The organism is Sporolactobacillus vineae DSM 21990 = SL153, assembly GCF_000377985.1.
Lineage (GTDB): Bacteria > Bacillota > Bacilli > Bacillales > Sporolactobacillaceae > Sporolactobacillus > Sporolactobacillus vineae.
Genome location: NZ_KB899071.1, coordinates 1 through 7,018, shown reverse-complemented (window position 1 = coordinate 7,018; position 7,018 = coordinate 1). Strand labels below are relative to the sequence as shown.

Here is a 7,018-nt window from a genome sequence, read left to right as displayed (position 1 = left end):
TGGCAAAGTACGCTCCGAAACTGCGAAAAGGCGCTCCGAAATCACCGATTCACTCCAGATTTTCAGGTCACACTCTAGATTATGGTCGCTCTAATCACCGCTAACCTTACTTGGCGGATCAATCTGTAATTTTCGAATTTTGCAGGTTCCTTTTTTTGAAATCTATATACCCACAGGGGTATAATAGCAGCAGAACGGGGAGAGGTGAAGGATCCTCCAGCATTTTGGCGTTGATTCTCTTTATTGCCGGTATTTGGGTCGGCCGGGTGAGCGTGTTCGGGTTTTCCCGCGGAATATGGGGTTATGGTATGTACGGTATGGGCAATGTTTCGGGTACCAATGTGACACCGCAGAGCCCAACTACTTCCGGTGAATTCAGTGATTACGCTGCAATTTGCGAATCAGGACAAAGATGGGCCCCATGGCATTGAAGTGACTTTAGCACCGCCGCCTTATAACCGGATGGCAATGATGGACGGACCAGCCATTCACGGTGCGTTTGTTTCTTCGCTTCCTGCCGCTCGTAATGATACGGATCCGGTTGCGCAGACTGTTTTTCAGATCAGGCAGCCTGGCCGGTATTATTATCTCTGCCAATATCTGGGCCATACCGCCGATGGTATGTACGGCAAACTGATTGCTGACTCACGTCCGGATACGAAAAATCACAATACACCGTAAGGAGGAAGTGCCGATGAATTATACACCGCAAATGAAAAACCGGCTGAAGCGGATTGACGGGCAGATTCAGGGTATTCTGCGAATGATGGAGGCTGATGAGGACTGCCGGAATGTGGTCACGCAAATGACGGCCGCCCGGACGGCGATGGACCGCGCGCTGGGTCTGGTGGTCGGAACGAATCTTGAAGAATGCTTGCGCCGTCAGATTGAAAGCGGGGACGGAACAACCGAACAAGTGATCAATGAAGCAGTCCAGATGCTTGTGAAAAGCCGCTGAAAATTTTACAAAAGGAGATCTTTATCATGGATTTTCATTATACGGTGACCACGGATAAATCGATTAAGGATGCCATCGCTGCCCTTGAGGCAAATTTAAAGGAAAAGAAATTTGGAGTGCTCTGGCATCTTGACCTGACCGCAAAGTTAAAAGAAAAAGGGGTCACCGGTTATCCGCTGCCCTACCATATCCTGGAGGTTTGTCAGCCGAGTAAAGCGGCCGGCGTGTTAAACCGCAACAAACTGGCCGGCTATTTTCTGCCGTGCAAGCTGACCGTTTATCGCACGGAAAATAGAACGACCAGGATCGGACTCGCGAAGCCGACCGCCCTGATCGGTCTGCTCGATGATCCGGGGCTGACCGACACGGCAAAAAAAGTTGAGACGATCCTCATCGACGTGTTGGATGAAAGTAAATAAAGGGAGACTACAAAATGTACGAAGAAATCACACCTCAGGCAGTAGAACGGCTGATCGAAGGGAAAGGAGAAGTAAGCATCATTGATGTCCGGGAACCATGGGAATTCGCTAAAGGGCATATTCCCGGTGCAAAAAATATTTCCGTCAACGAGCTGTTGTCACGGCTCGATGAAATCGACAAAACGAAAGACCACATTATTGTCTGCCACTCCGGAAACCGCAGCGGTGTCGCGTCGGCGATTCTTTCCGCCCATGGATACACTGTAAAAAATATGGCCGGCGGAATGCTGGAATGGAACGGACAGGTCGTCTGCTGAGGCACATGAAAAAAACGTGCATTCCCTTCATCCGGGATGCACGTTTTTTCATGTTCTCGTCCAGATAATGACGAGAACACCGGCCAGAAATCACAGGGCACAAAATAGTTTTGCATCATCTTTTCTGCTTACCTTCATAAGCATCATCTATATTACCATCACCGGCGGGAATGTTTGCCGGACCTTTTTACCGAACCTCCTTATCTCGGATCCGCTCTTCCAATTTTTTTAAATAATCGGTCTGCCAGCCGCTCTTAATCCCCAGGTAATAAAATAAGGAACCGAACGCGATGATGACAAGAAAGTCGTAGCCAAACGGAATTAAGTTTAATCCGCCGAATTTACTGCTGCCGATCCAGGATAGGATCATCAGGATGAAAAGGTAGGCAATCAGCCAGATGCCGGCTTTAAGGTCGCGCAGAAAGCCATGGAAATGCCCCTTGGCCTGATAATAGAAATAGATCGGAAGTCCGATAAGAATGATCAGCGTTACTTTTCCGGTCAGCGGCCAGGTCGCCCAGTAATAGATCATGGAAGCCGCGATGAATGCGATCGGCGCGATGATCGGCATACCCTTGATATGCAGCGAAGTCCGGATACCTTTCCCATAGCGTCTGAAGACCATGACACAGATCGGTCCGGTCAGATAGGAGATCAGTGTGGCGACGGAGATGACACTGGCCAGGGAGCTCCACCCACGGAACATGAACAGGAACAGGTATGAGACAGCCAGGTTGAGCCACATTGCGGCGCGCGGGACGCCGACAGTTCCGTTGATCTTACCGAACAGGCGGGGAAAATAGCCATTTTGCACCATACCGTAAATCATCCGCGCGGTTGTTGCTGTGTAGGTGATACCGGTACCGGACGGGGAAACAAACGCATCGGCAAACAAGACCAGTACGAGCCAGTTCAGTCCGAGGGCCATGGCCAGATCGGCAAACGGCGAGTTGAGGTTCAGGTGAGACCATCCCGTGCGCAGCATGTCCGGAGTGACGCCGCCGATGAATGCGATTTGCAGCATGATGTAGATCATACCGGCCAGCAGAATCGAGCTGATCACTGCGATCGGAATCGATCTGCCGGGATCTTTCGCTTCGCCGGCCATATTGACCGGACTCTGAAATCCGTTGAAGGCAAAGACGATACCGGATGTGGCTACAGCGGTCAGTACACCGGCCCAGCCGTTCGGCATGAACCCCCCGCCTTCTGCCGCAACAAAATTGTGCGTATGGAAACCTGCGAACAGAATCCCGATGATTGCCAATGACGGAATGATAAATTTAAAAATAGTAATCGTTGTGTTTACCCGGGCAAATAAGCGAACCGTAAAATAATTCACAAGAAAATAAATAAATACCAGAGCCGCGGCAATGAAAAGGCCCGAAATGCTCAGCTCAGATCCATTATACAAATGGTGGGCCCAGCTGAAATTCCATGAACTGAGATACTGGGCTGAAGCGACGGCTTCAACAGGGATGACGGACACGATCGCAATCCAGTTCGCCCAGCCGGAAATAAAGCCTACCAGCGAGCCGTGGGAGAACTGACCGTAGCGGACCATCCCGCCTGCTGCCGGGAACAAAGAGCCCAGTTCGGCAAAAGTCAGGCCGATGAACAGGATCAGGACCATCCCGATGATCCATGAGAAGATCGCCGCCGGTCCGGCAACACTGGCCGCTTTCCAGGAACCGAACAGCCATCCGGAGCCGATGATTGAACCCAGCCCGGTCATCGTCAGCGCAAACGTACGTATCTCGCGGCGCATATTATTCTTCATTTTTTTCACACCTTCTGTTGTTTTCTCTCTCATATAAAACTACAGACAGCATGCCGGGCACTGTCCGTCATTTTACACACGATTTTCTTTGTGCTAACACACAATATAAAAAATTTTAACATTTATCGGCGGTTGTTTCATCCTGAGACGGCGCTTTCAGTGGTCATGGGGGGCTTGGTCGCGCCTTCGATATTATGGGGAAATGCCCTACTGGCAACGAAAAATCATGGGGTCATGAAATCGTAACCTTTAATTCTTATTTGCCGGAGGAGGGAAATGTTTTTTGAAGTAAACCAACTAAAGAGACAACATGATATACTGATCAGGCAAAGAATCGTTTTAAATCGACCGTTTTTTTATTAAAAAAGTTTATGGATTTTGTCCGGGGTACATCGATCCGATGATAAAAAACTGTATGTAGCCAACCCTACGGGAACCGAGCTGTATCACATGCGATCCGAGAAGAGGTGCTCATTATGGACGAGACCGTTCGCTGTGCCTCGCTGAAACGCCGCATCCTAGCCTTTCTGCTCGATTACTTCATCATCGCGGCGTACGGGCTTATTGTCATCGGTACTCTTTCTGCACTTTTGCACAGCTTTTTTCGTCCGCTGTTTGCCGGATCAGCAGCCATTGCCGAACTGACCGGCTTTTTGCTCATGACACTGCCTGTTGCGCTATATTTCCTTATTTGCGAATGCGCGCCATGGCAGGGGACGTGGGGAAAAAGGAGGCTGGCGCTCCAAGTTGTCGACCGCTGCGGCAGACGCATCGGTCCGGTACGTTCTGCTGTCCGCACGGTGGCCAAATTTATTCCTTGGGAAACGGCACATTTTGCCGTCTGGCAAATCCTCTTGCCGGGGCCGGTTCCTGAGCGCACGGCGGTCACGCTGCTGATTCTGGTTCACATTATGGCGGCGATTTACCTGTTCAGCCAGCTGACCAATAGAGAGCGGCGGTCGGTCTACGACTGGATTGCCGGAACGAGAGTGATCGTCCGCATAAGCCCGTCGAGGGATACCGTAAATTTTTTGGCAGAAAGGAGATAATGGTGATGTCCGCTGAAGACATTCTCATCCGCGAAGCAACGAGCGAAGACGCTGAGAAACTATTGGACTATTTGGAAAAGGTATCCGCCGAGACCGACTACCTGACATTCGGACCTGGTGAATTTCAGTTAACGCGCGACCAGGAGCAGGATACGCTTGACAGCTATGCACTCAGAACGAATGCTCTCTACCTAGTGGCCGAGGCGGACGGCAGGATCGTCGGATCGCTCAATTTTTCCGGAGGATCCCGACCGAGAACGGCGCATACCGGTGAATTCGGCATCAGCGTGCTGAAAGCATACTGGGGCCGTCACATCGGTAAAGTGCTGCTTAAGGCTCTGATCCGCTGGGCGGAACGATCCGGCACAATACGGAAAATCAATCTTCAGGTCCGGGAGGATAATGAGCGCGCGATCCGGCTGTACACCTCGCTCGGGTTTGTCCGGGAGGGACGGATCAGCCGCGATCTGCTGGTTAACGGCAGATTCTACGATTCAGTGATAATGGGATTAAGCATCAACTGAGTGAAAGCCCGGGGCAAAGACCGACTGAATAATGCGAACATAGATTCGCTATATAATCAGAAATGTGACAGACCCACTTACGATGAGGAGGCGGGTCTTTTTGTATGGTCAGAAAAAATTTAGCCTGGTAGCCTGGTCGATGAAAAGCAGTACTTCATGCTGTTTTCCGCTTATACACCAACATGGCGAGGGCATAGGCAACAACCGCAATACCCAGGCACCATACGAGTGCCACCCAGATATCGTTGCCGACGGTCTGCCTGTTGAGCAGGGCACGGATCGTGTCGACGATCGACGTGACCGGCTGGTTTTCGGCAAAAGCGCGTACAGGACCGGGCATCGATGCTGTCGGTACAAAGGCCGAACTGATAAACGGCAGGAAGAGAATCGGATAGGAAAAGGCGCTGGCACCGTCTACGGATTTAGCGGACAGTCCGGCAATGACCGCAATCCAGGTTAAGGCAAGGGTAAATAGCGCAAGAATGCCGGCTACGGCCAGCCATGCCCCAAGCCCTGCCGACGAGCGAAAGCCCATAATCAGTGCGACGAGCATGATGATGATCACCGAAATGGCATTGGACACCAGTGAGGTCAGCACATGTCCCCACAGTACGGTCGAACGCGCAATCGGCATGGAGTAGAACCGTTCGAAGATGCCTCGCTGCATATCAATAAAAAGGCGGTATGCTGTATAGGATATGCCGCTGGTGATCGCAATCAACAGGATTCCGGGCAACAGGTAATTGACGTAGTTGGCCGCGCCGGTTTTGATCGCACCGCCGAACACATAAACGAACAGCAGCATCATCGCAATCGGCATCAGAGTGACGGTGATAATGGTATCCATGCTGCGGAAAATATGGTGCATGGAACGTCCGAGCATGACGGCCAGGTCACTGAGAAAGTGTTGCTTCATTTTGCATCCTCCTTCTTTTTACCGACGATGGCCAGAAAGATTTCCTCCAGCGTCGGCTGCTTTTTCACGTATTCCACCTTGGCTGGCGGGAACAGTTCTTTCAGCTCAGCGAGCGTGCCGTCGACGATGATTTTTCCGTCATGAAGAATGGCGATCCGGTCGGCAAGCTGCTCGGCTTCTTCCAGATACTGTGTGGTCAGAAAAATAGTCGTGCCGCCAGCAGCCAGCTTCTTGACGATCTTCCAAACTTCAAGGCGCACTTCAGGATCAAGTCCGGTCGTCGGTTCATCGAGAAAAATGAGCTGAGGTTTGCCGATCAGACTCATGGCAATATCGAGCCGGCGGCGCATGCCCCCCGAATATGCGGACACCCGGCGATCGGCAGCACTTGCCAAGTCGAAACGGTTCAGCAGATCGTCCGCCACCTGACGCGGTTTTTTGAGATGGCGAAGCCTGGCAATCATTATCAAGTTTTCCCGCCCGGTCAGAATCTCGTCCACGGCAGTGAATTGACCGGTCAGGCTGATCGTTTGCCGCACGCTTTCGGGTTTCACCGCAACATCGAATCCGTTGACTACAGCGGTTCCGCTGTCCTGTTTAAGCAGGGTGGAGAGGATTTTAACGATCGTTGTTTTTCCTGCACCATTGGAACCGAGCAATGCGAAAATCGTTCCTCGCTCCACCTTGAAGTCCACACCTTTCAGCACATGAAGCTGTTTATAGGATTTCCAGAGTCCTTTTACCTGGATGGCCATGTTCTGCATGATCTCGTCTCCCTCCTCGTATATTAGTAATAAGAGCTCGATCTAGAGTAATTTCCAGTTGGATCCGGATACCTGGAATGTCTCTGGATTCCTATAGGATTTGCTTTGAAAGCCCCCCGGCTTCCCTGTCAATTTAATATTGTTTTACCCTTTGTTTTGCCCTTGTTATGCCCTTGATGGGGAAGCCAGGGGGAGACAATCCTGTTTCCCAATCACTCATGAGAAAGGTCTGATCAGCTTTTGATCTACAGAAGATCATGTTCTTCTGTCTCTTTAAGATGTCAAGAGCCA

General features: G+C 51.0%; 9 protein-coding genes. 6 read left to right on the top strand and 3 right to left on the bottom strand.

Features of this window, described 5'->3' with window-relative positions; genetic code table 11:
* The first annotated feature begins 369 nt into the window (after positions 1-369).
* From D889_RS0114465 to D889_RS0114450, 4 genes are read left to right on the top strand one after another with little or no spacing between them, the layout of a single operon-like run.
* A complete protein-coding gene (locus D889_RS0114465) occupies positions 370-681 on the top strand; it encodes a cupredoxin domain-containing protein (protein WP_238537665.1) in 312 nt (103 codons plus the stop codon).
* A gap of 13 nt (positions 682-694) precedes the next feature.
* Positions 695-958: a metal-sensitive transcriptional regulator gene (locus D889_RS0114460; protein WP_010632112.1), complete on the top strand. Its 264-nt coding sequence runs from the start codon at positions 695-697 to the stop codon at positions 956-958.
* Between the two features lie 26 nt (positions 959-984).
* Positions 985-1,377 carry a DUF302 domain-containing protein gene (locus tag D889_RS0114455; protein ID WP_010632111.1) on the top strand — a complete coding sequence of 131 codons (393 nt, stop codon included), beginning with the start codon at positions 985-987 and terminating at the stop codon, positions 1,375-1,377.
* Positions 1,378-1,391: 14 nt separating this feature from the next.
* Positions 1,392-1,694, top strand: a complete 303-nt coding sequence (locus D889_RS0114450) for a rhodanese-like domain-containing protein (protein WP_010632110.1) — start codon at positions 1,392-1,394, stop codon at positions 1,692-1,694.
* 187 nt (positions 1,695-1,881) lie between these two features.
* On the opposite strand, the gene D889_RS0114445 is transcribed toward D889_RS0114450, so the two are convergent.
* Entirely contained in the window at positions 1,882-3,474 is a 1,593-nt protein-coding gene (locus D889_RS0114445) for an APC family permease (RefSeq protein ID WP_010632109.1), read from the bottom strand.
* A 476-nt stretch (positions 3,475-3,950) separates the two neighbouring features.
* Here D889_RS0114445 and D889_RS0114440 point away from each other — a divergent pair, with 476 nt between their 5' ends.
* Together D889_RS0114440 and D889_RS0114435 are read left to right on the top strand one after the other, a co-directional pair.
* Positions 3,951-4,523 (top strand): RDD family protein, encoded by a 573-nt coding sequence (locus tag D889_RS0114440; protein ID WP_010632108.1) that lies wholly within the window; start codon positions 3,951-3,953, stop codon positions 4,521-4,523.
* 5 nt (positions 4,524-4,528) lie between these two features.
* Positions 4,529-5,047 carry a GNAT family N-acetyltransferase gene (locus tag D889_RS0114435; protein WP_010632107.1) on the top strand — a complete coding sequence of 173 codons (519 nt, stop codon included), beginning with the start codon at positions 4,529-4,531 and terminating at the stop codon, positions 5,045-5,047.
* Between the two features lie 154 nt (positions 5,048-5,201).
* Here the strand turns inward: D889_RS0114435 and D889_RS0114430 are convergent, their stop codons facing one another.
* Both D889_RS0114430 and D889_RS0114425 read right to left on the bottom strand, forming a co-directional pair.
* Complete coding sequence (locus D889_RS0114430; protein ID WP_010632106.1) at positions 5,202-5,963, bottom strand: ABC transporter permease; 762 nt, start codon at positions 5,961-5,963, stop codon at positions 5,202-5,204.
* Entirely contained in the window at positions 5,960-6,727 is a 768-nt protein-coding gene (locus D889_RS0114425) for an ABC transporter ATP-binding protein (protein ID WP_018962452.1), read from the bottom strand. Before D889_RS0114425 ends, D889_RS0114430 begins: the two co-directional genes overlap by 4 nt.
* Positions 6,728-7,018 lie beyond the last annotated feature (291 nt).

Bases quoted from the DNA above. Each gene is read 5' to 3' on its own strand.
- D889_RS0114440 (WP_010632108.1), top strand. From the start codon at position 3,951: ATGGACGAGACCGTTCGCTGTGCCTCGCTGAAACGCCGCATCCTAGCC.
- D889_RS0114425 (WP_018962452.1), bottom strand. From the start codon at position 6,727: ATGCAGAACATGGCCATCCAGGTAAAAGGACTCTGGAAATCCTATAAA.
- D889_RS0114445 (WP_010632109.1), bottom strand. From the start codon at position 3,474: ATGAAGAATAATATGCGCCGCGAGATACGTACGTTTGCGCTGACGATG.
- D889_RS0114435 (WP_010632107.1), top strand. From the start codon at position 4,529: ATGTCCGCTGAAGACATTCTCATCCGCGAAGCAACGAGCGAAGACGCT.
- D889_RS0114460 (WP_010632112.1), top strand. From the start codon at position 695: ATGAATTATACACCGCAAATGAAAAACCGGCTGAAGCGGATTGACGGG.
- D889_RS0114430 (WP_010632106.1), bottom strand. From the start codon at position 5,963: ATGAAGCAACACTTTCTCAGTGACCTGGCCGTCATGCTCGGACGTTCC.
- D889_RS0114450 (WP_010632110.1), top strand. From the start codon at position 1,392: ATGTACGAAGAAATCACACCTCAGGCAGTAGAACGGCTGATCGAAGGG.
- D889_RS0114455 (WP_010632111.1), top strand. From the start codon at position 985: ATGGATTTTCATTATACGGTGACCACGGATAAATCGATTAAGGATGCC.